The organism is Streptomyces sp. NPDC001709 (assembly GCF_053596375.1).
On the sequence record NZ_JBSFGB010000036.1, the window covers coordinates 48,505 to 74,201 of the forward strand.

29 protein-coding genes and 2 pseudogenes are annotated in these 25,697 nt (G+C 71.2%); 16 read left to right on the plus strand and 15 right to left on the minus strand.

Annotation, left to right across the window (positions count from 1 at the left end; translation table 11 throughout):
* Positions 1-5 precede the first annotated feature (5 nt).
* From ACWC0C_RS37295 to ACWC0C_RS37305, 3 genes are all read right to left on the minus strand, one after another.
* The gene (locus ACWC0C_RS37295) at positions 6-983 is read right to left on the minus strand and encodes a metal ABC transporter solute-binding protein, Zn/Mn family (RefSeq protein ID WP_450868753.1); all 978 of its coding nucleotides are present in this window, start codon (positions 981-983) and stop codon (positions 6-8) included.
* A gap of 313 nt (positions 984-1,296) precedes the next feature.
* Positions 1,297-1,689 carry an SCO5389 family protein gene (locus tag ACWC0C_RS37300; protein WP_450868755.1) on the minus strand — a complete coding sequence of 131 codons (393 nt, stop codon included), beginning with the start codon at positions 1,687-1,689 and terminating at the stop codon, positions 1,297-1,299.
* A 39-nt stretch (positions 1,690-1,728) separates the two neighbouring features.
* Positions 1,729-2,688 carry an ATP-binding protein gene (locus ACWC0C_RS37305; protein ID WP_450868756.1) on the minus strand — a complete coding sequence of 320 codons (960 nt, stop codon included), beginning with the start codon at positions 2,686-2,688 and terminating at the stop codon, positions 1,729-1,731.
* A gap of 255 nt (positions 2,689-2,943) precedes the next feature.
* Here ACWC0C_RS37305 and ACWC0C_RS37310 point away from each other — a divergent pair, with 255 nt between their 5' ends.
* Positions 2,944-3,237, plus strand: coding sequence for a hypothetical protein (locus ACWC0C_RS37310; protein ID WP_449201815.1), 294 nt, complete (start codon positions 2,944-2,946; stop codon positions 3,235-3,237).
* A gap of 24 nt (positions 3,238-3,261) precedes the next feature.
* Here the strand turns inward: ACWC0C_RS37310 and ACWC0C_RS37315 are convergent, their stop codons facing one another.
* The 8 genes and pseudogenes from ACWC0C_RS37315 to ACWC0C_RS37350 all read right to left on the minus strand — a co-directional run.
* Positions 3,262-3,624: an ArsR/SmtB family transcription factor gene (locus ACWC0C_RS37315; protein ID WP_450868758.1), complete on the minus strand. Its 363-nt coding sequence runs from the start codon at positions 3,622-3,624 to the stop codon at positions 3,262-3,264.
* Positions 3,611-4,012 (minus strand): (2Fe-2S) ferredoxin domain-containing protein, encoded by a 402-nt coding sequence (locus ACWC0C_RS37320; protein WP_450868760.1) that lies wholly within the window; start codon positions 4,010-4,012, stop codon positions 3,611-3,613. Before ACWC0C_RS37320 ends, ACWC0C_RS37315 begins: the two co-directional genes overlap by 14 nt.
* Positions 4,009-4,137, minus strand: coding sequence for a hypothetical protein (locus ACWC0C_RS37325; protein ID WP_450868761.1), 129 nt, complete (start codon positions 4,135-4,137; stop codon positions 4,009-4,011). The genes ACWC0C_RS37320 and ACWC0C_RS37325 overlap by 4 nt, the downstream gene beginning before the upstream one ends.
* Positions 4,130-5,017, minus strand: coding sequence for a WD40 repeat domain-containing protein (locus ACWC0C_RS37330; RefSeq protein WP_450868763.1), 888 nt, complete (start codon positions 5,015-5,017; stop codon positions 4,130-4,132). The genes ACWC0C_RS37325 and ACWC0C_RS37330 overlap by 8 nt, the downstream gene beginning before the upstream one ends.
* Complete coding sequence (locus tag ACWC0C_RS37335; RefSeq protein WP_450868765.1) at positions 5,014-6,030, minus strand: CobW family GTP-binding protein; 1,017 nt, start codon at positions 6,028-6,030, stop codon at positions 5,014-5,016. The genes ACWC0C_RS37330 and ACWC0C_RS37335 overlap by 4 nt, the downstream gene beginning before the upstream one ends.
* Positions 6,031-6,074: 44 nt before the next feature.
* Positions 6,075-6,284 carry a hypothetical protein gene (locus tag ACWC0C_RS37340; RefSeq protein WP_450868766.1) on the minus strand — a complete coding sequence of 70 codons (210 nt, stop codon included), beginning with the start codon at positions 6,282-6,284 and terminating at the stop codon, positions 6,075-6,077.
* 8 nt (positions 6,285-6,292) lie between these two features.
* Entirely contained in the window at positions 6,293-6,769 is a 477-nt protein-coding gene (locus tag ACWC0C_RS37345) for a Fur family transcriptional regulator (RefSeq protein WP_450868767.1), read from the minus strand.
* A gap of 236 nt (positions 6,770-7,005) precedes the next feature.
* Positions 7,006-7,292, minus strand: a pseudogene (locus ACWC0C_RS37350) (HoxN/HupN/NixA family nickel/cobalt transporter); the annotation flags it as partial.
* Between ACWC0C_RS37350 and ACWC0C_RS37355 the strand changes: the two are divergent.
* The gene (locus tag ACWC0C_RS37355; RefSeq protein ID WP_450868809.1) at positions 7,210-7,440 is read left to right on the plus strand and encodes an ArsR/SmtB family transcription factor; all 231 of its coding nucleotides are present in this window, start codon (positions 7,210-7,212) and stop codon (positions 7,438-7,440) included. The pseudogene ACWC0C_RS37350 and the gene ACWC0C_RS37355 sit on opposite strands and share 83 nt — an antisense overlap.
* 90 nt (positions 7,441-7,530) lie before the next feature.
* Here ACWC0C_RS37355 and ACWC0C_RS37360 read toward each other — a convergent pair whose 3' ends face one another.
* Together ACWC0C_RS37360 and ACWC0C_RS37365 are read right to left on the minus strand one after the other, a co-directional pair.
* A complete protein-coding gene (locus ACWC0C_RS37360) occupies positions 7,531-8,973 on the minus strand; it encodes a PepSY-associated TM helix domain-containing protein (protein ID WP_450868768.1) in 1,443 nt (480 codons plus the stop codon).
* A 188-nt stretch (positions 8,974-9,161) separates the two neighbouring features.
* Positions 9,162-9,371, minus strand: a complete 210-nt coding sequence (locus ACWC0C_RS37365) for a hypothetical protein (RefSeq protein WP_228617533.1) — start codon at positions 9,369-9,371, stop codon at positions 9,162-9,164.
* Between the two features lie 351 nt (positions 9,372-9,722).
* On the opposite strand from ACWC0C_RS37365, the gene ACWC0C_RS37370 reads away from it, so the two are divergent.
* The 10 genes from ACWC0C_RS37370 to ACWC0C_RS37415 all read left to right on the plus strand — a co-directional run bounded on the left by ACWC0C_RS37370 (position 9,723) and on the right by ACWC0C_RS37415 (position 19,166).
* Positions 9,723-10,322 carry a hypothetical protein gene (locus tag ACWC0C_RS37370; RefSeq protein ID WP_450868770.1) on the plus strand — a complete coding sequence of 200 codons (600 nt, stop codon included), beginning with the start codon at positions 9,723-9,725 and terminating at the stop codon, positions 10,320-10,322.
* A gap of 39 nt (positions 10,323-10,361) precedes the next feature.
* Positions 10,362-11,102 carry a YcnI family copper-binding membrane protein gene (locus ACWC0C_RS37375; RefSeq protein WP_450868772.1) on the plus strand — a complete coding sequence of 247 codons (741 nt, stop codon included), beginning with the start codon at positions 10,362-10,364 and terminating at the stop codon, positions 11,100-11,102.
* Between the two features lie 202 nt (positions 11,103-11,304).
* Positions 11,305-11,547, plus strand: a complete 243-nt coding sequence (locus tag ACWC0C_RS37380; protein WP_228617538.1) for a hypothetical protein — start codon at positions 11,305-11,307, stop codon at positions 11,545-11,547.
* On the plus strand, positions 11,547-13,802 hold the full coding sequence (locus tag ACWC0C_RS37385) for a heavy metal translocating P-type ATPase (protein WP_450868775.1): 2,256 nt from the start codon (positions 11,547-11,549) through the stop codon (positions 13,800-13,802). Before ACWC0C_RS37380 ends, ACWC0C_RS37385 begins: the two co-directional genes overlap by 1 nt.
* Positions 13,799-14,320 carry a copper chaperone PCu(A)C gene (locus ACWC0C_RS37390; protein WP_450868776.1) on the plus strand — a complete coding sequence of 174 codons (522 nt, stop codon included), beginning with the start codon at positions 13,799-13,801 and terminating at the stop codon, positions 14,318-14,320. The genes ACWC0C_RS37385 and ACWC0C_RS37390 overlap by 4 nt, the downstream gene beginning before the upstream one ends.
* A 216-nt stretch (positions 14,321-14,536) precedes the next feature.
* Positions 14,537-15,226: a hypothetical protein gene (locus ACWC0C_RS37395; RefSeq protein ID WP_450868778.1), complete on the plus strand. Its 690-nt coding sequence runs from the start codon at positions 14,537-14,539 to the stop codon at positions 15,224-15,226.
* 167 nt (positions 15,227-15,393) lie between these two features.
* Entirely contained in the window at positions 15,394-16,008 is a 615-nt protein-coding gene (locus ACWC0C_RS37400) for a sigma-70 family RNA polymerase sigma factor (protein ID WP_450868780.1), read from the plus strand.
* Positions 16,009-16,201: 193 nt separating this feature from the next.
* Positions 16,202-17,281, plus strand: coding sequence for an ABC transporter substrate-binding protein (locus ACWC0C_RS37405; protein WP_450868781.1), 1,080 nt, complete (start codon positions 16,202-16,204; stop codon positions 17,279-17,281).
* A gap of 2 nt (positions 17,282-17,283) precedes the next feature.
* Positions 17,284-18,354 (plus strand): FecCD family ABC transporter permease, encoded by a 1,071-nt coding sequence (locus tag ACWC0C_RS37410; protein ID WP_450868782.1) that lies wholly within the window; start codon positions 17,284-17,286, stop codon positions 18,352-18,354.
* On the plus strand, positions 18,351-19,166 hold the full coding sequence (locus ACWC0C_RS37415) for an ABC transporter ATP-binding protein (RefSeq protein WP_450868783.1): 816 nt from the start codon (positions 18,351-18,353) through the stop codon (positions 19,164-19,166). Before ACWC0C_RS37410 ends, ACWC0C_RS37415 begins: the two co-directional genes overlap by 4 nt.
* Before the next feature lie 56 nt (positions 19,167-19,222).
* On the opposite strand, the gene ACWC0C_RS37420 is transcribed toward ACWC0C_RS37415, so the two are convergent.
* Positions 19,223-19,438 carry a heavy-metal-associated domain-containing protein gene (locus ACWC0C_RS37420; RefSeq protein WP_450868785.1) on the minus strand — a complete coding sequence of 72 codons (216 nt, stop codon included), beginning with the start codon at positions 19,436-19,438 and terminating at the stop codon, positions 19,223-19,225.
* A gap of 290 nt (positions 19,439-19,728) precedes the next feature.
* Between ACWC0C_RS37420 and ACWC0C_RS37425 the strand changes: the two genes are divergently transcribed.
* The 4 genes from ACWC0C_RS37425 (at position 19,729) to ACWC0C_RS37440 (ending at position 25,380) form a co-directional block, all read left to right on the plus strand.
* Positions 19,729-21,183 carry an MFS transporter gene (locus ACWC0C_RS37425; protein ID WP_450868786.1) on the plus strand — a complete coding sequence of 485 codons (1,455 nt, stop codon included), beginning with the start codon at positions 19,729-19,731 and terminating at the stop codon, positions 21,181-21,183.
* Positions 21,184-21,200: 17 nt separating this feature from the next.
* Positions 21,201-23,027 carry an asparagine synthase (glutamine-hydrolyzing) gene (gene asnB / locus ACWC0C_RS37430; RefSeq protein ID WP_450868787.1) on the plus strand — a complete coding sequence of 609 codons (1,827 nt, stop codon included), beginning with the start codon at positions 21,201-21,203 and terminating at the stop codon, positions 23,025-23,027.
* Positions 23,028-23,038: 11 nt separating this feature from the next.
* Positions 23,039-24,301, plus strand: a complete 1,263-nt coding sequence (locus tag ACWC0C_RS37435) for a cytochrome P450 family protein (protein ID WP_450868788.1) — start codon at positions 23,039-23,041, stop codon at positions 24,299-24,301.
* A gap of 140 nt (positions 24,302-24,441) precedes the next feature.
* Positions 24,442-25,380, plus strand: a complete 939-nt coding sequence (locus tag ACWC0C_RS37440) for an L-tyrosine/L-tryptophan isonitrile synthase family protein (RefSeq protein ID WP_450868790.1) — start codon at positions 24,442-24,444, stop codon at positions 25,378-25,380.
* Here the strand turns inward: ACWC0C_RS37440 and ACWC0C_RS37445 are convergent.
* Positions 25,381-25,695 (minus strand): annotated as a pseudogene (locus ACWC0C_RS37445) (HoxN/HupN/NixA family nickel/cobalt transporter); the annotation flags it as partial.
* Between the last annotated feature and the right edge of the window lie 2 nt (positions 25,696-25,697).

The following is a 25,697-nucleotide window of genomic DNA, read 5'->3' on the forward strand; positions in this document are numbered from 1 at the left end:
TCAGTTCACTTCCCGGTGGCCTTGGCCAGGGCCTGCTCGATGCCCTGCAGCTGGGCGGTCTGCCACTGCTGGAAGGTGGCCCCGGCGGGGGTGAGGGTCTCGGTGACGGTAGCGACCGGGATGCCCTGCGCCTTGGCCTCCTTGACCTGCGCCTGCACGTCCGGCGTGGAGTTCTGGGAGTTGTAGACGTAGATCTTGATCTTCTTGTTCTTGATCTGCTGGTCGATGGTGGCCTTGTCCTTGGCCGTGGGGTCGGAGCCCTCACTCATCGCGTCCAGGAACGTCTCCGGGGTGAGCATCTTCAGCCCCAGGCCCTCGGAGAGCGGCGTGACGATGGACTCGGAAGCACCGATCGGCGTGCCCGCGTACTTCGCCTTGATGTCGTCTATGAGCTTGTTGTAGCCGGCGAGCGTCTTTGCCTCGAAGGTCGTCTTCTGCTGGTCGAAGTAGGCCGCGTCGGCCGGGTCGATCTTCTTGTAGTCGGCGGTGATCTTCTCGATGACCTGGTGGACGTTGTCGGGGGAGTACCAGCGGTGCGGGTTGCCGCCCGGCTTGATGCCGACCAGGTCGCCGACCTTGAGCTGGGTGCGCCCGCTGCCGGGGTTGGCGGCCAGCAGCTTGTCGGCCCAGGCGTCGTAGCCGATGCCGTTGACGATCGTGTACTGGGCGCCGGCCACGGTACGGGCGTCGGCGGCGGTCGGCTCGTAGTCGTGCGGGTCGGCATCCGGGTTGTTGATGACGCTGGTCACCTTCACGTGGCTGCCGCCGAGCTGGGAGGCGATGCTGCCCCAGAAGTTCTCCGCCGCCACCACCTGGATCGTCTTGCCCGACCCACTTGCGCTGCCGGTCGCGGCGGTGTTGCCGGTGTGCGAGGAGGAGGTCGAGCAGCCGGTCGCCGTCACGGCCGTCAGGGCGGCCGTCGCCGTGACGAGCGCGATTCTCGTGGACGGGCGGGCGAAGCGGGAGGCGGGGGCGGTGGACATGCGGGAGCTCCTTCGGGCGATGCCGGGCGCGCGGCGGACACGCGCCGGCCGTGTGGCGACACCTTCGACGCTAGATGGAAATGATTTTCAGATCAATTCAAGATGAAAACCGTTGCCATCTTTTGACCGGGTGTACGACTGCTCGGGGCTGCGCAGGTGGGGGGTGCGGCTGGATGCCGCCGGGGCAAGCGCGGGCGGCCGTCGCTCACGAGACCGGGTGTCCTGGTGGGCGACGGCCGCCGGGGGGGGCGAAGTGGCCGGCCTTACTGCCGAACGCCGCCTCCGGCAGTCGGCTGTCGCGACCGGCAGTGGTTCAGCAGTCGCGGAACTCCGGCGACTGGTTGAGGATCTGAGCCCGCAGGGAGGTGAAGCGGGTGTAGGTCTCGCCGCCGCGTGCCTCGGGGCGGAAGGCGGCGACGCGGTGGCAGTTCTGGAAGGCGAGGGCGATGCCGAAGTGCCGTTCCAGGCTGCCCCGGATCGCGTCGCTGGACAGGGCGCGCAGCAGCTGGCCGCGCTCCTTCTCGGAGGGCGGCGGGGTCTGGTTGTCGGCGAACTCCGTCGTGCCGGACCGCAGTTCCTCAGCCAGGTGGGCGATGAGGTCGTAGGCGTACGGCAGGGAGGTGCGCACCGTTTCCACGAAGTCCTGCTCCCGCACCTCACCGTTCTCGGCTTCGGCGAGCAGCTGCGGGGAGACGTCGAGTGACATGAAAGGCTGTCCTGTTCTGTGGTTCTGTTCTTGAGGGGATCAGGCGAAGGCGGTTAGTGCTGCGGGGCCGTGCCGGAAGTCCGGGTCGACCTGGGTGGCGAGGTCCTGGCCGGTGGCCTCGTTGGCCCAGGCGGCGGCGTTGCGCAGGTGGAACTCCACGGCGTGCTTCTGGAAGGCGGCCCAGTCCTTGGGGCGGGTGTCCACGGCCGCGCGCAGCAGGTCCAGGGTGCGAGTGTTGTGCGGCTCCAACTCGCCGTGGCCGCGGCCCTGTTCCTGGGCGCGTACGTAGAAGGACTGCGCGAAGTGCGCGAGCAGATCGTCGCCGACGTGCTCCTTGAGGAAGAGCAGGTCGTCCTCGCCGGTGACCTTGTTTCCGACGACGGCGACCGGGACGCCGAACTCGGCCGCGTGGGCGCGGTACTGGCGGTACACGGAGACGCTCTTGCGGGTCGGTTCGACGACCAGGAACGTCATGTCGAAGCGGGTGAACAGGCCGGAGGCGAAGGCGTCGGCGCCGGCGGTCATGTCGACGACGACGTACTCGCCGGGGCCGTCGACGAGGTGGTTGAGGTACAGCTCGACCGCGCCCAGCTTGGAGTGGTAGCAGGCCACTCCCAGGTCGCTCTCCTTGAAGGCGCCGGTGACCATGAGCGGTACGCCGCCGACCTTCTGGGCGTGGTGGCTGTGCACCTCGTCGTCGCCGAGCAGCCGCAGCAGCCGGGACCCGCGTCCGGGCGGGGTCGTCTTCACCATGGCTTCGATGGAAGGGATCCGCGGGTTCGTGCCCCGCAGGTACTCCTTGATCTCACCGGTGCGGGCACTGAGCGGCGGCGCGGCGAAGACCTCGTCCTCGTCGAGGCCGAGGGCGTACGCCAGGTGCTGGTTGATGTCGCCGTCGATCGCGACGACCGGCGCTCCCGAGTGCGCCAGGTGACGGGAGAAGAGGGCCGACAGGGTCGTCTTGCCGCTGCCGCCCTTGCCGACGAAGGCAACGCGCATGGCTAGCCACCCTCCTTATTGAAAATGGATGTCATGCGCATAGGCTGATGGTGCGGCCGGGTGCTGTCAAATCACCAGAGCTGCAACTAGCTGATGCCCACAGCGGGTTGGGGCTTCCCCGGCGGCAAACAGGGGATCCCTTTCACTCATACGGAGGCGACTCAGAGATGAGCGATACAGCAGGCGGCCGTCAGAGCCGCCCTTTCACCCTCGTGGTCTGCGGCTCATGCCGTGCCGCCGCGAGGGGGGCGGGTGATGGACGTACTGCGCCGTGCGGTCCGGGAGTGCCCGCATGGGGTGATGGTCTCCACCGGTTGCCTCGCGAGGGTGCTGCACTGCCGCAGGCGCCGCGGGCTGCACGCCGCCGTGCAGCCGTGCGGGGCCGACCGCAGGCCGAGTGGTGTCGTCGTACGCCTCGGTCCGCTGGTGACGGAAGCCGACGCCGAGGCGGTCGGGGCGTGGCTTCGGGCCGGAATGCCCGACGACGGCACGCTGCCCTACCGGCTGCGCGCGGCCCCGGCGCCGCAGCAGGTGGCACACCTCAACTGACGCACTGCTCCTGGATGCTGTGCGTCAGCCGATGTCACGGACGCCGAGGCGCAGGTGCTCGATGTGGTGGACGGCCTGGTCGAGGAGCTGGGCGACGTGGTCGTCGTAGAGGCTGTAGACGATGCGGCGGCCGTCGCGGCAGCCGGTGACCAGGCCGAGGGCGCGCAGCAGGCGCAGTTGGTGGGAGACGGCGGACTGTTCCATGCCGACGGCGCAGGCGAGTTCGCCGACGGGGTACGGACGCTGCCGCAGGGCGGTGAGGATCAGCAGGCGGGACGGTGTGGCGAGAGCCTGGAGTGTCGTGGCGACGGAGGTGGCGGTGGCCTCGTCGAGCCGGGCGGCCGCGAGGGTGTCGCGGCCGCCGGCGTCGAGGTCATCGGCGTGCACGGGCGCGGGCCTCGCGCGGCGGGCGGATCAGCTGCAGCGCCAGGGCTGGCGGCGGTTCGGCGATGCCGGGTCCGCCCGCCTGCGCCCAGCGCAGCAGGTCGTCGGTGCTGTCGTCGTCCATGGCGAAGCCGACCCAGACGGCGCGGCCCCCGGCCCGGCGCCCGGCGGTGGAGGGCTGGACGACGATGACGTTCGCCTGGTCACAAGGGCCGAGGCAGTCCGTCGTACGGACCTGGAAGCCGTGCGCTGCCGCGCCGGCGCGCAGTCGGTCCAGTTGCCAGGCGTGGTCGGTGCCGGGGTGTTTGCGCGGGTTGCCGCAGCAGCAGCCCCGGCACACGACGAGCGTGCAGGGGCGGGGAGCGGCCGCCCGGATCACGGAGCGGTTCACAGCGCGGTCCGGGACGGCACGCCGTACGTCCGGATCCGGCCGTCCCGCCACGCGACGGCCAGCAGGTGGGGGCCTGCCCAGGTCAGCGCTGCGACCGCCGCGCCCGTGCCGTCCAGTTCACGCACGGGCCGCAGGCGCGCCTGGGGCCGCCCGGCCGTGGCGTGCCACAGGGCTACGGTGCCGTCGGCGCCGCCGCTGGCCAGATGCCCGGCCGCGCCCGGCCGCCGTCTCGTGGCAGCGCAGCGAGCGCGGTGCGGTGCCCTCCGGACCCTTGCCGGAGAAGTCCCACACGGTCACGTCGGGTGCGCCGTCGGCGGCCAGCCAGAAGCCGGTGTCGTTGAAGGCGAGCCGGGAGACCTTCTCCGGGTAGCCGGACATGGTGAGTTCGCCGCCGTCTCGCGCCCTCCAGATATGGATGGAGGCGTCCTGGTTGCCGCTGCAGATCCACCTCCCGGTGGGTGCGACGGCGAGTGCGAGGTGGGAGCCCACGTAGGGGTAGGTGGCGACCGGTTTCTCGGTGTGCCGCTCGTGGCAGCGCACGGCCCCGTACGCGGCCACGGTCAGGCGGCGCCCCTGCCGCATCCAGGCGACGTAGGTGACGGTGGACGCGGCGGGCTCCGTACGCCACAACTCGCCGCCGTCCGCGTCGAGTACGAGCGCGCGACGGCCAGAGGCGACCGCGACCCGGGTGCCGTCGGCCCAGGCGGCGGCCGCCGACCAGGCGCCGGACTCCCGCACCGTCGTGCGCCCGTCGGAGCGGCGCCACAGCGCGTATCCCATGGGGCCGGTCGCCAGGACGTGCCCGGCATCCGGGGAGAGCGCGACCGTGAGTGCGCCTCCGGGAAGCTCGAACGCCCCGATCTCGGCGCCCATCGCCGCGTCGAGTACCTTCACGGTCCCCTCGGCTCCGGCGACGGCGACCAGATCGCCCCGCGCGCTGAGCGCGACGGGTGCGTCGTCGACGCCGGCCTCCCAGGCGAGCGGGGACTGAACCGTCGTAGTCACGCGGCGGCTCCCGCTGTGGCCAGGCAGCCTGCGAAGCCGAGTTCGAGGGCCTCGCGGTCGAGGTCGCGGCCGATGAACACCAGCTTGTTCGTGCGGGGTTCGCCCTCCTGCCAGTCGCGTCCGAAGGTGCCGTCGAGCAGCATGTGCACGCCCTGGAAGACGTACTGCTTGGGCGCTCCGGCGATGGCGAGGATGCCCTTGGAGCGGAAGAGGTCGACGCCCTTGGTGCGCAGCAGGGTGCCGAGCCAGGTGTTGAGACGGTCCTCGTCGAGCTCGCCCGCCAGCTCGATGCCGACCGAGGTGACGGTGGTGTCGTGCTGGTGCTCGGTCTCGGTGAGGAAGGCGGGATCGTCGGCGAGCACCCGCTCGAGGTCGAACGCGCCCACGTCCAGCACTTCGTGCAGATTGATGCGCGCGTGCTTGGCGGGGATGATCCGCACTCCGCCGTTGATGGCCCGGATGCGGCGCACGACCTGTCCGATGGTTTCCTCGTCGGCCAGTTCGGTCTTGTTGAGGACGACGCGGTCGGCGAAGGCGATCTGTTCGACGGCCTCGTTCTCCACGCCCTCCGGCTTGATCTCGTCCAGGTGCTGGAGCACGTGGGCGGCGTCGACGAGGGTGACGATGGCGTCCAGCCGCAGCTGGGCGGCGATCTCGTCGTCCATGAAGAAGGTCTGTGCGACGGGCGCGGGGCCGGCGAGGCCGGTGGTCTCGATGAGGATGTGGTCGAACTTCTCGCGGCGCCGCATCAGCGCACCCAGGATGCGGATCAGATCTCCGCGCACGGTGCAGCAGATGCAGCCGTTGTTCATCTCGAAGATCTCTTCCTCGGCGTCGAGAACGAGGGCGTCGTCGATGCCGACCTCGCCGAACTCGTTCTCGATGACGGCGATCCTCAGGCCGTGGTTCTCGGTGAGGATGCGGTTGAGGAGGGTGGTCTTGCCGGAGCCGAGGAAGCCGGTCAGGACGGTGACGGGGACCCTCCCCCAGACTTCGTCCGGGGGTGCCCCCACGTCACGCGGCTCTTCGGTTACGGGGAGGTGGTCAAGTCGGTCTCCTAGTCGTGCTGTTCGGCGGCGAGCAGGGCGGCCCGCAAGTCGTCCTCGGTGATCTGGTCGGCGGGGCGGTGCAGGGTCCAGCGGCGGGCGTCGCCCTCCATCGGCAGCACGACGACGACCGTTTCCAGCGGCGGGCAGCCCGGTTCGGTGCAGGCGAGCTGGCGGATCAGGACGGCGGTGTCGTCGTCGAGATCGAGGAGAGTGCGCACGGTCTCCTTCAGCCCGCGCAACTGTGGACTGGGCCCCGGGGGCCCGGGGCGCGATCCCAGTGGCATGGCGGTTCCTCTCCTTCGTTCCCGGACGGCCGGCCTCCGTCTGTGCGGGCCAGGCAGTCGGCGCAGACGCCGGTGAGTTCGACGGTGTGCTCGACCGCGGTGAAGCCGGTGTCGGCGGCGATCCGGCCCGCCCACTCCTCGACGACCTCGGAGTCCACCGGCCGGCTGCGGCCGCAGTCGCGGCACATCAGGTAGTGGCGGTGTCCGTCGGCGGGGCGCAGCCGGTAGAGCCGCCCGCCGGCCTCGTCGCGTACGACATCGACGCCGCCGTCCGCCTCCAGCTCGCTCAGGGCGCGGTAGACGGTGGTCAGTCCGATCGCGTGATCGCCGGACATCAGAAAGGCGTACAACTCCTGGGCCGAGACGAAGTCCTGGCAGCCCGCGAGTGCGCGCATGACGGCCTTGCGTTGTCGGGTCATCCGGCCGCCCATGGCGCATCACCCCCTATGGCTTGTGCGGGTCGGCACGCTCCACCGTAGATGGAAATGAAATCCATGTCCATATGAGTGATCGGTCATGTGTTGGCCGACCGACGCCACCGTGGCAGCAGGGCCGCCGAAGCAGTCGGACGGCAACGGCCCGCTGCACCCGTGCCGGTGCGGCGGGCCGTGGGCCTGGAGGGTCAGGGGGAGGGTGGCGCTGAGGTCCCGGACGAGGCCATCAGCTTGCGGGTGGTGTGGTCGATCGCGGCGATGTGGTCGGCGTCGAAGGCGTGCCGCATGCCGAGGGTGTAGGCCGTGATGCCGAGGCCCACCCCGAACGCCATGGTTCCGACTCGTAGTGGCGCGGGACCACGAGCAGGAAAAGGATCCCGAAGGCGACCACGTGCAAGGCGACGATCACGGCCAGGAGGCCCGCGGTGCGGACGGTGTCCTCGCGCCGCCAGCGGAAGGAAGAGGGGGCGGCGGTTTCGGGCTCCGACCTTGCCGTCGCCACCGGCATGAGGGCCACCGCGGTGTCCCAGGCCCTGCGCCTGCTGCGAACCGCGGGCATCGTCCACGGCGAGAAGGACGGCCGAATCGTGCGCTACCGGCTCGTCGAGGGCCCGATGGCCGCGCTGCTCGAACACTGCGTGTCCCGAGAAGCATGACGAGACCCGGGAGAAGCATGACGAGACCCGCGGCCGCAGGCGATCGCGGCAGGCGTCGTACAACGCCCCGCGCAGGTGCGGCCGCTCGGTTCAGGCGTGTGCGTGTCCGGTACGACGGCGTGTGACCCGGCCGAGGACGATGTCCACCGCGAGGAAGCCGGCGAGCGGGATCGCGAGCAGCGGGACGTAGTAGCCGACGACGGCGACCATCGCGACGCAGGGCACCAGCACGTATACCGGCACCTGCCGCCAGGCGCCGCGGGGAATCGGGCGGCCGAAGGCGGAGCCGCGGCCGCGCTGCCACCACATGCGGTAGCCCCAGAGGATGAGGAGGATCAGGGCCAGGGCGAGGCCGGCCAGCGCGATCTGGTTGGCGAGGCCGAACAGGGTGCCGGTGTGGGCGTCGATGCCCCACCGGGTCAGTTTGGCCAGCACCGGGTAGTCGGCGAAGCGCAGCACGTCGGTGACCTTGCCGGTGGCCGGGTCGACGGCGATCGAGTCCTGCTTCTCCGGCCAGCTGCGCTGGATCTGCCGTACGACATAGGCGGAGGAGGAGTCCGCGGGCGGCACGATTTCGACTGGGTCGGACAGGCCCTTGGCACGGGCCGTCTTCAGGACGGCGTCGAGACCCACGTCGGACCGTGCGCCGGAGTGCGAGCCCATGTCCATGCCGTTCATGTCCATGCCCGCCATGGAGCCGTGTCCCTCGTGCCCGCTGCTCACCGTCGCGGTGACGGACGGTGTGGACTGGCCGAGGGCTTCGCGGAGGTCGCCGATGTTCGCTCCGGAGTAGGTGGACCAGGTCAGGCCGGTCGCCGACAGGAAGAACAGGCCGCCGGCCGCCCACACGCCCACCGTGCCGTGCAGGGTCAGGGAGCGCCGCCGCCCCGTGGCGCCGCGCACCTTGCGGCGGGCGCGGCGCCGGCCGAACCACAGCACCAGCCCGCCACCCGTGATCACCCACAGCCAGCTCGCGGCGAACTCGCTGTACAGGCGGCCGGTTTCGCCGAGGTGCAGGTCGCGGTGGAGTTCGTCGATCCAGGTGCGCAGCGGCAGGGCGCCGGTGGAGCCGTACTGCTCCAGCACGCCGCGCACCTTGCCGGTGTAGGGGTCCACGAACACGGCGAGCGTGTGGTCGGCGCCTACGCCCTTCACCCCGGACAGCAGTACGCGTGTGGTCGCATCGGGCTGCGGTGACGGCCGCACGGCGGAGATGGTGCCCTCGGGGTGGGCCTTGCGGGCGGCGGCCACCTGCTGGGAGATCGGCAGCTTGTGGTCGCCGACCGGGACGGTCAGTTCGTGGGCGTACACGATCTTCTCGGCCTGGAACGAGCCCGCGTACAGCAGTCCGGTGACCGCCGCGACGAGCAGGAACGGCGCGACGAACACGCCCGCGTAGAAGTGCAGGCGCAGCACCAGCGGGCGTAGCGCGCGCAGGGCCGAAAGAGCCGCCGCGGAAGCGGGGCCCAAGGTCGGCTCACCGGCGTCGCCGGCGGTGCGGGGTGGGGCGGTGGTGGGCGGTTCGACGGACATGGGGGGCTGCTCCTGCGGCGTACGGGTGTCATGTCAGCTGTCGGCCGATCGGAACGGTGAGTTCCGTGCCGTTGGTGTGATGTGGAACACCCGGTCGGTCGCGAGGGTCGGGCGGCCCGGCGTCGTGCAGCGACGGGAGCAGGGAGTCGCCCGTGCGGGCCGCCTTCGCGTTGCCCTGCGGCGGTCGGTCAGGCGATGCCGTCCAGCTTGCCTGCCTTGGCGTCGGCGACGATCGAGGAGAACTGGTCGGCACTCATCTGGACCTGCTGACCGAAGTCGTCGGTGAGGACGATGCGGCGGTCGGTGGGGGCGGCCGGGTCGACGAACAGCTGGGGACAGCCGCAGTCGCACTCGCCGCAGAACGTGGCGACGGGTTCAAGCCCGCTCGTGTCGGTCATGCTGATCCACCTCCGTGGCATGGGATTTGCGGCACTCCGGTGTCCGGACGGAACTGATGGAACGGACGCACCGGTGGGTGGCCGCGGGGGACTGCCCCGGGGATACCCGGCGCGGATGCGGCGGATGCGCGACCCCGTCGTGTGCAGGGGGCGCGGAGGTGGCGGGTGTGCGCCCGTGCTCCTTGGAGTGCTGCCGGTGCTTCGATTTCGCCAAGGTGGCTGGGAACTGAACGGCACTCGTGTCCGACTAGTAAGGAGGAGGCAGGTCGACCAGGTATGAGTCCGTGGTCGGTGATGCGTGTGCCTGGGCCGGGGGAGAGATCCTTTGGGCGCGTGGCAGCATCAGGTGCCGTGAGTGTGTCCCTGGCGGTGCGGAGCGTGCGCGCGGCGGTGTTCGCCGTGCTGTGCGTGCTGCTCGCTGCCGGAGGGCATGCCATGGCCACGGGCATGGCGCCGCCGGTGTGGGTGCAGGCCGCTGGGTTCGTGCCGGTCTTCGCGGTCGGCTGTCTGCTGGGCGGGCGTGAGCGGTCGCTGGCCGCCATCGGCAGGGGGACTCTGGCCGCCCAGGGCGGGTTGCACATGGGTTTCCACGCCGCCGAGCCCCATCACGCCGCGATGGTCATGCACGGCATGCGGATGGTCCAAGCGCCCCATGCACTGACACCGCACGCCACCGCCGCGCATGCCGGGGCGGCCCTGCTGCTGACCTGGTGGCTGCGGCGCGGTGAGGTGGCACTGTGGTCGCTGCTGCGGTGGGCGGTCGCGTTCGTGCCGGGGCTGGCCGCCTGGTGGCAGGTGGCCGGCGGGGCGTGGAGCGCACCGGCCGGGCCAGGGCAGGTGCGTCGGGCCGCCGGTGAGCCCTGGGCGTTGCGGCAGGCACGGCTGAGGTACGCCGTTCACCGACGAGGGCCGCCGCCCGGGATGTCGTACGCGCTGTCGTACGCGATCTGAACCCGACATCCCTTCTTCCGTACGGAGATCCCTCACCTCATGTCCAGGACCCGCACCATCCTGCGCCGCGCCGGCGCCGTCACGGCCCTGACCGCCGCCGGACTTCTCGCCGCCGCGGGCGTGGCCTCGGCGCACGTCACCGTCCACCCCGACAGCTACGCCAAGGGCGCCACCGACGGCGTGCTGACCTTCCGCGTCCCCAACGAGGAGGACAACGCCTCCACCACCAAGGTCCAGGTCTTCCTTCCCACCGACCACCCCGTCCTCGGCATGCTGGTCCACCCGCAGGACGGCTGGACCGCCCAGGTCACCAACACCAAGCTCAAGACGCCCGTCAAGACCGACGACGGCACCATCACCGACGCCGCCTCCGAGATCACCTTCAGCGGCGGAAAGATCGCGCCGGGTCAGTACGAGGACTTCAACGTCGCCTTCGGGCAGCTGCCCGACGACACCGACCAGCTGACCTTCAAGACCCTGCAGACGTACTCCGACGGCAAGATCGTCCGCTGGATCGAGGAGGCACAGGGCGGCCAGGAGCCGGAGAACCCGGCGCCCGTGCTCGAGCTCACCGCCAAGGGCGCGGACGAGAGCGGCAGCACCTCGACCGGCTCGCCGGCGAACTCGAAGAGCTCCGCGAGCGCCAAGTCGACCGCTTCGAGCAGCGACTCGACGGCCCGGGGCCTTGGCGTCGGCGGGCTGGTCGTGGGCGTGCTGGGCCTGGCAGCGGCTGTGTTCGCCGTCCTGCGCGGCCGCTCCACGGGATCCCGGGCCGAATAGCGCAGGTGCCCTGCCGACAGCCGGAACCCGGAAACCGTCGGCAGGGCACGCGTCCTTCGACGCGCGACGCCAGAGCACGGTTGTTCGTTATGTGATGTGCGCCATGGGTGTGCTCCGGAACTCTGGCGTCCGGTGGCCCGACTCCTGAAGCGGTACGGCTCGATCCGAACGGCGCCGTACGACGTGATCGGAGACGCGGTTGATGGACGAATCCCGGCAATCCTCCTCCAACGCGGGTGCGGTACTGCGGAAGCTGGTCCCACCGCCTGCCCTGTGCGGGTTCCTTCTCCTGCTGGCGCTGATGTTCGCGGTGTCGTACGCCGTCGGTTCCGCCGCCGGACCCGTCGCCCCGGGTATGCACGGCACCGGCGTACGCCCTGGCGGCGACGGCAGTGCAGGCGGAGGCACGGACGACATGGGTGACATGCACGGGGGAGGCCACTGATGGGAACGGAACCCGTGGGCACCCTCGTCACGACCGACCTGACCGTCGGCGGTATGACCTGTGCGGCCTGCGTGAGGCGGGTCGAGAAGAAGCTCGGCAAGCTGGACGGGGTCACAGCGACCGTCAATCTGGCCACCGGGCGGGCCCGGGTGAGTCATCCGGCGGAGATCGGTCCGGCGGAACTCGTCGCGGCCGTCGAGACGGCGGGCTATACGGCTGCCCTGCCCGAGCCGCCCAAGAAGCAGAAGCGCGGGGACGACGCCGAGGGCGAGGGCGCCCGGCAGGAGCGCGACCGGCTGGTGATCACCGCGCTGCTCGCGCTGCCGGTGCTGGTGCTGTCGATGGTGCCCGGTCTTCAGTTCCGGAACTGGCAGTGGCTGTGCTTCATGCTCGCGGCGCCCGTCGCGGTGTGGGGAGCCTGGCCGTTCCATGTACGGGCGGTGCGCGGGCTGCGGCACTCGGCGGCGACCATGGACACCCTGGTGTCGCTGGGGGTGGTGGCCTCTTTCTCCTGGTCGGCGTACGCGCTCTTTCTCGGCGGTGCCGGCGAGCCAGGGATGCGGATGCCGTTCACCCTCGTGCCCTCGGCCTCGGAGGGCGCCGCGCACATCTACCTCGAAGCGGCTGTGGGCGTACCGCTGTTCGTCTTGGCGGGCCGTTTCCTGGAGGCGCGTGCCCGGCGCGGGACGGGGGCGGCGCTGAGGTCGCTCGCCCAGCTCGCTGCCAAGGAAGTCTCCGTACGCGAGGACGGCACCGAACGGCTGGTTCCCATCGAGCAGTTGGGTGCCGGACAGGTCTTCGTCGTACGGCCCGGAGAGAGGGTCGCCACCGACGGCGAGGTCGTGGAGGGCGCCTCGGCCGTGGACCTGTCCCTGGTCACCGGGGAGAGCGAGCCGGTTGAAGTGGGTACGGGTTCGGCCGTGGTCGGCGGGGCCGTCAACGCCGGCGGCCTGTTGCTCGTCCGGGCCACCGCCGTCGGCGCCGACACCCAGCTCGCCCGGATCACCCGCCTGGTCACCGAGGCCCAGGCGGGCAAGGCGCGGGCGCAGCGGCTGGCCGACTCGGTGGCCGGTGTCTTCGTACCCGTCGTGCTGGCGCTGGCCGTCACCGCGCTCGGCTTCTGGCTCGGTGCGGGAGCCGATCCGCAGGCGGCCGTCACCGCGTGCGTGGCGGTCCTCGTCGTCGCCTGTCCCTGCGCACTCGGCCTGGCGACCCCGACCGCGCTGATGGCCGCGACCGGCCGGGGCGCTCAGCTGGGCGTTCTGGTCAGTGGACCGCAGGCTCTGGAGGGGCTGCAGCACATCGACGCGGTCGTATTGGACAAGACCGGCACCCTCACGTCCGGCCATATGAGCGTCGCCCGGGTGACCGCTGTGCCCGGCGGGCTCGGGAAGGAGGCGGTGTTGCGACTGGCGGGCGCGGTCGAGCGGGGCTCGGAGCACCCGCTGGGCCGGGCCATCGCCGCGTATGCCGGACGGGCCGCGCAGGGACAGCCGACGCCGGACATGACCAAGTTCGGCGCCACACCGGGGCAGGGGGTGCGCGGACGGGTCGAAGGCCGTCTGGTCGAAGTCCTCGTACCGGACGATGACTTGCCCACGATCCTCGCGGACGCCATGTCCAGGGCCGAGGCCGCCGCCCACACACCCGTCCTGGTCCGCGTCGACGGCGTGGCCGAGGCCCTGATCGAGGTCGGGGACGTCGTACGCCCCGGAAGCTACCGTGCCGTGGACCGCCTGCGGCGGCTCGGCGTCCGCCCGGTGCTCGCCACAGGTGACCGGGAAGCGCCCGCGCAGGCCGTGGCGTCGGCCCTGGGCATCGACGAGGTGCGCGCCCGCTGCACCCCCGAGGGCAAGGCCGACCTCGTACGGGACTTGCAGGAGCAGGGCTACCGGGTCGCGGTGATCGGCGACGGTGTCAACGACGCCGCCGCCCTCGCCGGTGCCGACCTCGGCATCGCCATGGGCAGCGGCACCGACGTGGCCATCGGGGCGGCCGACGTGACGCTGGTGCGCGGCGACATCGAGGCCCTCGCGGACGCGGTCCGGCTGGCCCGGCGCACCCTGGGCACGATCCGGGTGAATCTCCTCTGGGCGTTCGGCTACAACGTCGTGACCGTGCCGCTCGCCATGGTCGGCCTGCTCAACCCGATGCTCGCCGCGGCCGTGATGTCGGCCAGCTCGCTGCTGGTGGTCGGCAACAGCCTGCGGCTGCGCGCCTGGCAGCCCACGCCCGCCCGGAGGCGTACCCGATGACCGAGCAGAACCCCTGGCGGCCGTCGCGCCGCCGGCTGACCGACACACTGCTCGCCGCGGCCGTGCCCGTGGCCGCGTGCGGTCTCGCCCTGGGCGGCCTGACCACCTGGGCCGGGGCCGGGAAGGCGGGCAGCCCGGCGCGGATCGCCGTCACGTCCGGGCGGGTGTTCCTGCCTTACGGCGGCAGGACGGAGACCGCGGCGTTCTTCAACGTCTCCAACCTCGGCGGCGCGGACGACCGGCTGGTGAAGGTGACGTCCACCGACACGCGCGGAGAGATCACCTTGAGCCGGCACCGCACCACCGACAGTGGGGCCGCGTACAAGGCCGACGTGAACTCGGTGACCGTCCCTGCCGGTGGTGAGCTGTCCATGTCTCCGCAGGGCATGGACCTGACCCTGCGAGCGCGGGCGGGGTGGCAGGCGGGTGACCTGGTGCCGTTCACGCTGCACTTCGAGCACAGCGCGCCGGTCAGGACGATCGCGGTGGTGATCCGCTCCGGCGACGGAGTCTCCTGAACAGCTGCCTCTGGGGGCAGTTCGGCCTTGACGGGTTTGCTGGTGCAGGAAATCCGCGGCCGGAAAGTGCTTCCCAGAGAGATGTCGGGTAGGAACCCTCGTCAGTTCCGGCGTGGCGTCGTGGTCTGGATCACAGGCTGGGTATTGAGTGTGGTGCCCGGTGGATTTCCGTACCCACGCATGACGGCCGAAGCCCGGATGCGAGGATGAGGCGCCATGACAGCAGGGTGGTGTGCTCGCACGATACGGGCCGCGGTGTTCGCGGCCATGTGCGTGCTGCTCGCCGCCCTGGGCCACGTCCTGATGTCCGGCGCCGACGTGCCCGCGTGGGCGCTGGCCGCGGGCGGGGCCGTGACCGGTGCTGTCGGCTGGTGTCTGGCGGGGCGTGAGCGCGGGCTGCCGTTGATCGTGACGGCCGTGGTCGCCGCCCAGGCCGGGCTGCACGAGGCGTTCTCCTACGCGCAGTCGGCATCCGACGGTTCGGCCCCCGTGGACGCGAGCGGCATGGGCTCCATGGGCATGGGCTCCATGGGCATGGGGCACATGGCCATGGGGCACATGGGCGTGAGTCACATGGACCAGGCGGGTCAGATGGGCCACGCGGGACACATGGGGCACTCCATGGGCGGCGGCTCGTCGTCGTTCGGCATGCTCGCCGCTCACCTGCTTGCCGCGCTGCTGTGCGGGTTGTGGCTGGCATACGGCGAGAGGGCCGCCTTCCGGATCCTGCGGGCGGTGGCCGGATGGCTGGCGGCGCCGCTGCGGCTCCTGTTCGCTTCGCCCTTCACCCCGGACCGCCCGCGCGTCCGCCTGCGGCGCCGTCGCTCGGACCGGGCGCCGCGTCTGCTCCTTCTTAGCCACGCGATCACTTCTCGGGGTCCGCCTGTGGGGACGGCTGTCGTCTGAGGACAGCTGTTTTCCCGAGGCCGCCCGTCTGCGCCTCGGGCCGCGGCCGTACGACCGCGCAGGCGCTGTAGCGCCACCGCGCCGTAGGGCCGTCTCCCCTCTTCACCGGACCGCGCGCTTTTGCCGGCCGCTGGTTCGGATCACGGTTGACCCTAGAAGGACACCAGGTGATTACCTCTGCCCTGCCCACGTCGCGCGTCAAAAGCGACAAAGCGGCAGCACTCGACGAATCGATCACCGCATGGGCGCTGGCCGCCCGAAGCGGTGACGCGGACGCGGTCGAGCAGTTCGTGGGCGCCCTGCACCGCGACGTTCAGCGCTACGTCGCCCACCTTTGCGGCGATCCCCAGGCTGCGGACGATCTGGCCCAGGACACGTTCCTGCGGGCGCTCGGCAGTCTGCACCGGTTCGAGGGGCGTTCCTCGGCCCGGTCCTGGCTGCTGTCCATCGCCCGCCGCGCGGTGATCGACAGCTACCGGTACGCCGCCGCCCGCCCGCGCCTGTCCGACGTACCGGACTGGTGTGCAGCCATCGAGCTGGCTCAGTCGTGCGATCTGCCCGGTTTCGACGACGGCGTCGCCCTGCTGGATCTGCTGGCTTCGCTGCCCGATGACCGGCGGGAGGCGTTCGTCCTCACGCAGCTGCTCGGCCTGCCCTATGCGGAGGCCGCGGAGGTCGGCGACTGCCCGGTCGGCACGGTCCGCTCCCGCGTGGCCCGCGCCCGGGCGACCCTGATGGACCTGCTCGACGAGGCGGAGAGGCCCGTCGCGCCGGCGGCCTGATGCTCAGGGAGGGTGCCGGTGCCGACCGGGAAAACCCCGGCACCGACACCCTCGTCAGCATCTGAGAACGGTTCTCCTGCTTCGCGTCGCCAACTTTCCGGGAACTCACGGGAACTCGCGTGGCGTTCGCTCCGACTTCTGGAGCGGGTGACGGAGGTTCGCCCGTGTACCGAGTGAATCCGGGAGTTGTTCGATGCGTTCTCGAGTGTGGGGCTCTGCGGCGGCCGTCGTGCTCGGCGGCCTGCTGGCGGCGGGCTGCGGCGGCGGGGAGAAGAGCACGGGGAGCGAGGGCGCGGGGAAGGCCGAGGACACCGTCTCGGGCGCCCACCCGGTGTCCGTCACCGACTGCATGGGCGCCAAGACCACGTTCTCCGCCGCTCCGAAGAAGATCGTCACCAGCAACGCCTCCAGCCTGGAGCTGCTGCTGCGCCTCGGCGCCGGCGACAAGGTGATCGGCACCGGCTTCCCGCCCGGCAAGGGCACGCTGCCCGGCGCGCTCGACGCGCAGGCGCAGAAGGTGAAGGTGCTCAGCCAGAGCGTCATCCCCAAGGAGAAGCTGCTCGGCTCCGGCGCCGACCTGTACATCGACACCTTCGCCTCCATGGGCAGCATGGGCGGCGGAGGTATGGGGGACGCGCCGACGCCGGAGGAGTTCGAGGCGGCCGGGATCAAGCACATCTACCTGAAGTCCACCGCCTGCGCGGCGCAGAGCAAGACCCCCGTGACCGACCTGTCCGCGGTGGAGGCCGACATCACCTCCCTCGGCGCGGTCACCGGAACCGGCGCACGGGCGAAGGAACTCGTCGCCGGGATGAAGGAGAAGATCGGCGCCGTCCAGAAGGCGGTCGGAGGCACGGCGGAGAAGAACCGGCCGACGTACTTCTTCTTCGACTACGACGCCGGCACCAAGCAGCCCTCCGTCACCTGCAACCGCCAGGTCGCCAACGCGGTGATCACCCTGGCCGGGGCCCGCAACGTCTTCGCCGACTGCGACGGCGACTACAAGCAGGTCGGCTGGGAGGACGTGATCGCCAAGAACCCCGACTGGATCCAGCTCGGGATCCGCAACCGGGGCAGCGAGGCGGCGAACAAGAAGGCGTTCGACGAGGCCGAGCAGTGGTTGAGGTCCAATCCGGCGACCAAGGGCCTCAAGGCGGTCCAGGAAGGCCACCTCCTGCGCATCGGGTCGGAACGGACGACCATCGCGGGAGTGGAGAACGCCGGCACGGTCGAGGAGATCGCCAAGGCCCTCTACCCGGGCAGGGTCGGCTGACCATGGTCTTCACGCCGGTGCGCCGGAAAGCCACGGCTTCGGAAGGACGCGGTCTGCGCGCAGGACCACTGGCGCTGGTCCTCGCGGTGGCGCTGCTGGCCGCGCTGACGGCGGCCGTGTCCTGGGGTTCGACATCCATCCCGCCCGGCGAGGTGTGGGGCGTGGTGGGGCGAAGACTGTCCGGTGCGGCGCCGCGGCCCGGCACGGACGACCTGATCGTCTGGCAGCTGCGCGTTCCGCGCGCCCTGCTCGCCGCTCTGGTCGGCGCCGGGCTCGGTGTCGTCGGTACGGCCGTACAGGCGCTGGTGCGCAACCCGCTGGCCGACCCCTACCTGCTGGGCATCTCCAACGGAGCCTCCCTGGGCGCGGTCGCCGCGATCGTGCTGGGCGCCAGCGCGGGAGGGGCACTGGGCCTTGGCCTGTCCGGCGCGGCCTTCGCCGGTGCGCTGGCCACCTTCGCGCTGGTGTGGGCGGTGGCCCGGCGCGGCGGCGGATTCGCGCCGCTGCGCCTGGTGCTCGCCGGAGTGGCGATCGGTCAGTTCCTGTCCGGCTTCACCAGCTACCTGGTGTTGCAGGCCGGGGACGAGCAGCAGACCCACAGCGTGCTGTTCTGGCTCATGGGCAGCCTCAGCGGAGCGACCTGGCAGCTGCTCGCGGTCCCCGCCGTCGCCGTACCCGCCACCCTGCTCTGGCTGCAGGCGCGCGCCCGCGCACTGAACGCCTTGCTGATGGGCGACGAGACGGCGGCTGGCCTCGGCATCGACGTCACCCGTCTGCGCCGCGAACTGTTCACCGTCACCAGCGTGCTGACCGGCGTCCTGGTCGCGGTCTCCGGCGCGATCGCCTTCGTCGCCCTGATGGTGCCGCACGTCTGCCGCCTGGTCGTCGGCGGTGACCACCGGCGCCTGCTTCCGGTCTCCGCCCTGTTCGGCGCGGTGCTGCTGGTGGTGGTCGACGTCGTCTGCCGTACGGCCATGGACGCGCAGGAGCTGCCGGTGGGCGTGGTCACTTCGCTGCTCGGGGCCCCGGCCCTGCTGTATCTGCTGGACCGGCGTCTGGGGAGCGGTAGTTGAGGATCGACATCGAGGACCTGCACGTCGCCTACGCCGGCCGTACGGTCGTCGCGGGCGCCCACCTCATCGCCGCCGAGGGCCAGATCACCGGCCTGGTCGGGCCGAACGGCAGCGGCAAGTCCACGCTCCTGCGCACCGTCTACCGGCACCTGAAGCCCACCGCCGGTCGGGTACTGCTGGCCGGCACCGACCTGCGCGAGCTGAGCCCGGTCCGCTCGGCGCGACACGTGGCGGCCCTCCCGCAGGAGCGGGGCAGCGACTTCGAGCTGAGCGTGCGTGAGGTCGTCGCCATGGGCCGGACCCCCTACAAGCGAGCCTTCGCCGGTGAGGACGCCGGCGACCGGGACATCGTCGCCCGCGCCTTGGCCGACGTCGGCATGGACGAACAGGCGGGTCGCCGGTTCACAGCCCTGTCCGGCGGGGAACGCCAACGCGTCCTGCTGGCCCGCGCCTTCGCCCAGGACCCCGACGTCCTGGTCCTCGACGAGCCGACCAACCACCTCGACATCCGCCACCAGGTCGAACTGCTCGCCTTGCTCCGCGCCCAGCGCCGTACGACCCTGGTGTCGCTGCACGATCTCAACGTCGCCGCCTCCGTCTGCGACCGCCTCCACGTCCTGCACACCGGATCGGTCGTCGCCTCCGGCCCGCCCCGCGAGGTCCTCACGCCCGCCCTGCTGGCGGAGGTGTTCGGGGTGCGGGCGGCCGTGGTCGACCATCCCCTCACCGGCGACCCGCTGATCGCCTTCGACCACCGGGCACCCGCCGACGCGGAGCCGGCTGTGGCAGTGGAGACGCACACCGGCGCGTGAACACGGCGGGGAAGGACGGCGGGGGTGGTGCCGTCCTTCCTGCTCTGCGGGTCCGGTCAGGCGGCCACCGAGTCCGCGACGCCGTAACCGGCCTCGACGATCGCGGCGCGCAGCCGTTCGTCGTCGAGGTCCGTGCCGTGCACGGTGACGGCGTTGGCGGAGAGGTCGACCACGATCTCGCTCACCCCGGGTACCTCGGAGACCTCTTCCCTGATGCTCGCCGCGCAGTGCTCGCAGCTCATTCCGGTGACGTTGTACTGCTTCTGGGCCATGGCGCAACTCCTGGAAGCTGATGGGGGGTTTGGCGTGACGTACGTTCGCGCGAACGCGGAGGTTCAGGCTGTCGCCGTCACCTCAGTAGTCGGATGAGCGGAGCCTGAAGTTCCGCCGTGAGCAAGCTGATTCCGATGGTCCTCGGGGGGCTCAACTGGCCGACGGGGCTACTTCCAGCCTTCCCGCCACATTTTTTGGGACAGGTCCGGGAACTCACGTGCGATCCCTCCCGACATGTGGGACGAGGCTGCCTTCCGGCAGCCCGCCCACGAAGGTGAGGGGCGGAAAGGTGACAGACCACAGACCCGGATCGGAACAGCCCGGGCACATACCCGACGGCTCTGCCGGCGAGGACCGCTGGCTGCTGGTGGCCGTGGCGGGCATGCTCTCGTTCGTGGCGATGCTCGACATGAACATCGTCAACGTGGCTCTCGCGGACATCGCCGATGGCCTACACGTCTCTGCAGCGACCGCCCAGTGGGCCGTGCTCGGATACCAGCTTTCCGTCGTCGCACTGCTGTTGCCCGTCGGCCGCTGGCTGGACGGCGTGGGGATGCGCTCCGCCGTACTCGCCGCGACCGCCGGCTTCGCCCTGTGCAGCGCGCTGGCGGCCGCCGCTCCCTGGGCTGCCTGGCTGATCGCCGCCCGCATTGCGCAGGGCGCGTTCGGGGCAGTGCTGTTCGTGCTGATGCCGGTCCTCGCGCTCCGCTCCGTACGGCCCGAAAAGCGAGGGCGGGCGATGAGCGTGCCCGCGACCCTGGGCCCGCTGGGGGCGGTGACCGGGCCGGCCGTGGGCGGGCTGCTCCTGGACCATCTGGGCTGGCACTCCGTCTTCCTCGTCAAGATCCCCTTCTGTGTCCTCGCCCTGGTGGTGGCCTGGCGCGCGATGCCGCCGGACGGCGCCCTGCGCCGGCCCGACCGGCGCTCGGCAGCAGACGCCCTCCTGGTGGCCGCCGGTGTGGCGGCGCTGCTGCTGGCGCTGACCCTGGCCTCGGACCGTCCGGCGTGGCTGGTACTCGCGCTCGCAGCAGCCCCGCCGCTGTGGTGGTGGCTGCGTGGTCCGGGCGGCCGTCCGGTGACCGGCGTGCTGGGTGTCTCGGGGCTGTTCCGGGCACACGGGGCGGTACTGGCGCTCGCGGCCGGCTTCGCCGCCATGCACTACGTCGTCGCCCTGCATCTCCAACGCGACGACGGCGTCAGCGCCACGACCACCGGGCTCACCGTGCTCGCCTTCCCGCTCGGCATGGGCTTGGCCGGACCACTCGGCGGACGCCTCGCCGACCTCCCCCACTCTCGGCTCCGCTCGAGCGGGGGGACCCCCATCGGCGCCCGCCCGACAGCGGTCACCGGCGCCGCGCTCACCGCCGCCGGCCTGCTCCTCCTCGTTCCGCTGGGCGGCGACTGGTCACCGCTGGACGTCGCCTGGCGGCTGGCGTTGGCCGGCATCGGCATGGGGCTGAACGGCGGCCCGACCCAGGCCCTGGTCATGGGTGCCGCCCCGCCGGAGCGGACCGCGACCGTCGGCTCGACCGTCCAGCTCGCCCGCAGCCTCGGTTTCACCCTGGGCCCAGCCCTGGCCACCGCCGCCTGGGGCCTTGCCGGAGCTGCCAACGGCGTGCACGCCGGACTCGTCGTGGCCGCCACCGCCGCTTGCCTCGCCGTACCTCTGCTGGCACTGCCCGCCCGACGCCCGGCCGCTGTGCCGGAGAAGACCACCGACGCGGCTTCCGCCGCCCGTCCCTGAGCCAAGGAGTCACCCGTATGTGCGGAATCACCGGCTGGGCGTCCTTCCACCACGACGCCCGCACCCAAGCCCCGGTCATCGAGGCCATGACCGCCACCCTCACGCCCCGCGGCCCCGACGCCGGAGGGATCTGGCTCGGCGAACGCGCAGCGATCGGCCATCGCCGCCTGGCCGTCATCGACCTCGAAGGCGGCGTACAGCCGATGCCCGATCGCCCCGAGCAGCCGGACATCGTGCTCACCTACAGCGGCGAGGTCTACAACCACCACGCACTCCGGGCCGAGCTGCGTGGCCGGGGCCATGTGTTCCGCACGCGCAGCGACACCGAGGTGGTCCTGCGGGCCTACGCCGAATGGGGCGAGGCGGTGGCCGAGCACCTGGAGGGCATGTTCGCCTTCGCCGTCTGGGACGAGCGGGCGCAACGGCTGCTGCTGGTGCGTGACCGGCTCGGCGTGAAGCCGCTGTTCTGGGCCGCCGTCGACGGCGGCCTCGCCTTCGCCTCCGAACCCAAGGCCCTGTTCGCCCACCCCGAGATCCAGCCCCGCGTGGACGCCGACGGGCTGCGGGAGGCGTACAGCCTGCTGTTCAACACCGGGCCGACCGTGTGGTCCGGGGTCCGGGAGGTCGAACCCGGGGGCCTGCTGGTCCTTGACCGGGACGGCATCCGCGAACGCCGCTACTGGCAGCTCGAGGCCAGGGACCACGCCGACGATCAGGAAATGACGGTGGAGCGGATCCGTACGCTGGTCGGCGCGGCGGCCCGCAGCCAACTGGAGGCCGACGTCCCCCTGTGCAGCCTGCTCTCCGGCGGCATCGACTCCACCGTCCTGACCGCGCTGCTCGCCGACGAACTACGACTGCGAGAGGGGACGGAGGCGAGGATCCGCTCCTACGCCGTCGACTACAGCGACCAGGCCGAACAATTCACGGGCGACGTCCTGCGCACCGGCCACGACACCCCGTTCGCCACCGAGGCCGGCGCCTTCATCGGCACCGACCACAGCACCGTCGTCCTCGACCCGCGAGCCCTGCTCGACCCCGAGCACCGCAAGGCGGTCGTCGTGGCGCGTGACTCGCCGATCGGGGTGGGCGACATGGACACCTCTCTGTACCTGCTCTTCGGCGAGATACGGCAGCACTCCACCGTCGCCTTGTCCGGCGAGGCGGCCGACGAGGTCTTCGGCGGCTACCCCTGGTTCCACAATCCGAAGGCTCTGGCGGCCGAGACCTTCCCCTGGCTGCTGGTGACGGGCGACGAGGCCGCAATGCCGCTTAATCCCGAACTGGACCTGCGCATCGGCGAGTTCCGCGACGACACCTACCGCAGCGCGCTGGCCGCCGTACCGCACCTCGACGGCGAGAGCCCCGCCGAACACCGGCAACGCGAGATGCAGTACCTATCCCTCACCCGCTGGCTGCGCCAACTCCTCCACCGCAAGGACCGGCTGAGCATGGCCCAGGGACTGGAGGTGCGCGTCCCGTACTGCGACCACCGGCTCGTCGAGTACGCCTTCTCCACGCCCTGGGCACTGAAGAGCTTCGACGGCCGCGAGAAGAGCCTGTTGCGTGCCGTCGGCACCGGCCTTGCCCCGGACTCGGTGCTGTACCGGCCCAAGAACCACTACCCGGCGACCCACCACCCCGACTACAACCGCGGCCTGCAGGACATGGCCCGCGACGCGCTGGCCATCGAACAGGTCCGGGCGCTGGCCGACGAGACCCGGATCAAGCCCTGCCTCGACACCCCGTCCGACCGACTGGAGTGGGGCCACCGCCTGCGCCTGGAACGCGTCGTCGACCTTGCCCTGTGGCTGGACCACCACCGCCCCGAACTCGCCCTCTGAGGAGCCTCCGCATGACCCTCCAGGAACCGATGCCCGGCACCGATCCGGACGTCCTGCCCGACCCGGTCCCGCTGATGGGCTGCCCCTACAAGGCCGACCCCTACCCCCTGTACGAGCAGATGCGCGAGGCCGGCCCGGTCCACCGCGTCCTCTTCCCCAGCGGAGTGCAAGCCTGGCTCGTCACCGGCTACGACGCCGCCCACGCCGCGCTGAACGACGACCGCCTGGGCAAGAACCACGACCGCGGCAACGACCGCTGGCGCGCCCGCGCCTCGATCATGCCCGAGCCCCAGCACTCCCAGCTCCAGGTCCACCTCCTCCACCAGGACCCGCCCAAGCACACGCGCATGCGCCGCTTCGTCACCGACGCCTTCACCCCACGCCGGATCGAGAGCCTGCGCCCCCGCTTCCAGGAACTGGCGGACGCCCTGATCGACGCCCTGCCCGAAACCGGCCCCGCCGACCTCGTCACCGGCTTCGCCGCCCACTTCCCCTTCCAGGTCCTCGCCGAAGTCATCGGGCTTCCACAGGATTTGGCGGCCCACTTCGACCGCGACTGGGGCAAGGTCGTCCAGCCGGTCGGCCCCACCGACCCCGGACGCCCGCTGTACGAGGCGCGTCTGCACGGCCTGCAGAGCTACATCGCCGACGTCGTTGCCCACAAGCGCGAACACTGGGACGACGACCTGCTCAGCCGCCTGGTCGTGGCACGCGACCGCCGTGAACTGTCCCAGGAAGAGCTGGACTCCATGATCTTCCAGCTCCTCGTCGCCGGCCAGGAACCGGTCACCAACCAGATCACCACGGCCCTGATCGCCCTCTTCCGCAACCCGGACCAACTGGCCCGGCTCCGCGACGAACCGGACCTGCTGCCGCGCGCGGTCGAGGAACTCCTCCGTTACGACAGTGCCTTCGAACTGACCACCTGGCGCTTCTTCGACAAGGACAGCGACCTGCACGGCACCGAGGTACCGGCCGGCGACTCCGTGATCGTGTCCCTGTGCGCCGCCAACCGCGACCCGCGCCGCTTCCCCGACCCCGACACCCTCGACCTCGACCGCACCCCCAACCCCCACCTCGCCTTCGGCCACGGCATCCACTTCTGCCCCGGCGCCGCCCTCGCCCGCGCCGAACTCCAGATCGCCCTGGGCGCCCTGCTCACCCGGCTGCCCGGCCTGCATCTCGCCATCAAGGCCGAGGACATCGAGTGGATCCCCGCCGTCCTCGGTCGCGGCACCAACAGCCTGCCCGTCGGCTACGACCGACGCCTCTGACACCGACGTAACGCTGACCGTGTCCGGCCACACCGGCCGGACCGGTCTCGGCTGACCCAAACCCGCTGACCACTGGCGCCTGGCGTGCATTCCCGCCACGGCGCCATATCGACATGCCCTCGTACTGCAGGAGGAACGACATGCCCCTGACGACTGCGTCAGACGCCCTCCCCACCCGCATCGGCACCGAGATCCTCAACCTGCTCCTGCCGCATCACCGCACGACCGATCCCGCTCCCGTTCCCGTCCCTGCGGAAGCATTCCCCCATCAGCTGCGCCGCATCGCCGACTTCGTACGCGAGGGCGCGCCCATCGTCTTCACCCTGCCCGCCTTCCCCTGCAAGTCCCCCAACCCGGCCAAGGTCCTCGGCCACCTCCCCGACCAGGGCGAACGCCTCTCCCTGACGTTCCTGAACACCCTGTGCACCGAGATCGAGCGGATCTATCCGCCCGGCGCGCGCGTGATCATCTGCTCCGACGGCCACGTCTTCGGCGACCTCATCCACGTCCCCGACCACCACATCGACGCGTACGCCGACGACCTTCGAATACAGATAGCCCGACTGGGCCTGGACAGACTGTCCGTCTTCGACCTCCGCGACATCCTCGGCGACCTCCCGCACGACACGAAACGCGCCCACGTCCACGACCGCCACGCCCCCACGCTGGACGCTCTGCGTGCCGAGGCCCGTACCGATGACCAGACCCTCGCCCTCTACCGGGGCATCACGCGCTTCCTCGTCGAGGACACCGCCGACTGGACCGGCACCCGCTCCGCCCTCCAACGCGCATGCCGGCAACGCGCCTACGGCGTCATCCAGCGCAGCCGTGCCTGGGGCGACCTGATCGCCGAGCACCACACCCACGCCGTACGCCTCTCGATCCACCCGCAACCCGTCGGCGCGCCGAAATTCGGCATCCGCCTCCTTGACGCCCCCGACGCCTGGACCACCCCCTGGCACTCCGCCGCACTCCACCGCGCCGACGGCACCTGGACGCTCATGCCCCGAGCGACGGCGGCTCGACTGGGCCGGCTGATCCAACGCGACGGCAGGCCCAGCCACTTCGAGCACAACTGATCAGGCCGGGGTCACGGCGACGGCCACTGTGCCGTCGCCGGTGTCCGCGGTACGGGTGCTCCAGCGCTCCTCGACCTTGGCCAGGCGCCAGTAGGCGATGGCCACGGCCCAGACGACCACGAACAGACCGACGATGACGTAGCCGACGTTGTCCAGGTCCAGGCCCGAGATCCAGCCGGTGACGTCGTCGTCGAGGCCGAGCTTGTCGTGCAGGACGCCGACCAGCTCGATCGTGCCGACGAAGAAGGCGACGGCGATGGACAGGCCGGTGATCGTGAGGTTGTAGAACACCTTGCGCACCGGGTTGGAGAACGCGG